Here is a 667-nt window from a genome sequence, read left to right as displayed (position 1 = left end):
GTCGATGATCACCGTCACGTACTTGTCGCCGAACCTGGTGTGCCGCCAGACGTGCTCATCGACGCCGATCGTGGTGACCCCGTCGAACCGGTGCGGGTCATCGATCAGTCGGCGCTTGCCCTCGGCGATGATCGCGTTATTCGCGGTGTGCCAAGACACTCCGAGACCGGCCGCCGCGCGAGAGACGGTGAGGTGGTCGATCACGATGCCGGTCAGAGCCCACGTGAGCCCACCACGGGAGATCTTCGCTCTGGCCGGCGCCGCCTTCGAGGTGTCTTGCCGCCAGGTCCGCCCGCAGTGCTCACACCGGTAGCGGCGCACCCGCACCAGCAGCGTCGTCGGCCGGTGCCCGAACGGCTCATGCGCCAACCGGCGAGTCACCGTGTCGCGAGGCACACCCTCGGCGCCGCACTTGCGGCACCACGGATCCCGCTCGACGATCCGGCACGCGATCACCGCCCGATCCGGCTCGAGGCGCTGTCCAACGGCTTCCAGACCGAGCTCGTCGAGACGGCAGAACGTGGTCAGATCGGGCGCAGCGAAGGTAGCGTTGAGCAACGTCGAGGTCTTTCGGATGGGCAGTGTAGGAACTTCCATCCTGGAAGACCTCGACCCTATCCGGCCGACGGCGCGCTAACCCCGACTACACCCTCAACTGCGAAGAGCC

General features: G+C 67.0%; 1 protein-coding gene. It reads right to left on the bottom strand.

Translation table 11 applies throughout. The features are described from left to right. On the bottom strand, positions 1–558 hold a 558-nt coding region (locus DEA06_RS16320; protein ID WP_133241812.1), incomplete at its 3' end, for a transposase family protein. Between the last annotated feature and the right edge of the window lie 109 nt (positions 559–667).

This window comes from Microbacterium sp. Gd 4-13, from assembly GCF_003095395.1.
In the GTDB taxonomy this organism is placed as follows: domain Bacteria; phylum Actinomycetota; class Actinomycetes; order Actinomycetales; family Microbacteriaceae; genus Microbacterium.
The sequence above is the reverse complement of the archived record's forward strand: the minus strand, read 5'-3'. Positions and strand labels throughout refer to the sequence as shown.